Genomic DNA, 216 nt, shown 5'->3' with positions numbered 1-216 from the left:
GGGGCTATAGCGCAGCTGGTAGCGCATCTCCATGGCATGGAGAGGGTCGGGGGTTCGAATCCCCCTAGCTCCACGAAGAGGTCATCAACGGCCAGTGTTGATGATTTCTCAAGATTCATGAGTCATGAATCACCCATTTGGGGCTATAGCGCAGCTGGTAGCGCATCTCCATGGCATGGAGAGGGTCGGGGGTTCGAATCCCCCTAGCTCCACGAA

The 216-nt window shown here is 56.5% G+C and carries 2 tRNA genes; both read left to right on the top strand.

The window, feature by feature from the left end:
* A tRNA-Ala gene (locus tag CSQ86_RS09685) sits at positions 1 to 73 on the top strand.
* 66 nt (positions 74 to 139) lie between these two features.
* Positions 140 to 212 (top strand) — tRNA-Ala (locus CSQ86_RS09680).
* Positions 213 to 216 lie beyond the last annotated feature (4 nt).

This window comes from Bifidobacterium felsineum, from assembly GCF_002802915.1.
Classification (GTDB): domain Bacteria; phylum Actinomycetota; class Actinomycetes; order Actinomycetales; family Bifidobacteriaceae; genus Bifidobacterium; species Bifidobacterium felsineum.
The sequence above is the reverse complement of the archived record's forward strand: the minus strand, read 5'-3'. Positions and strand labels throughout refer to the sequence as shown.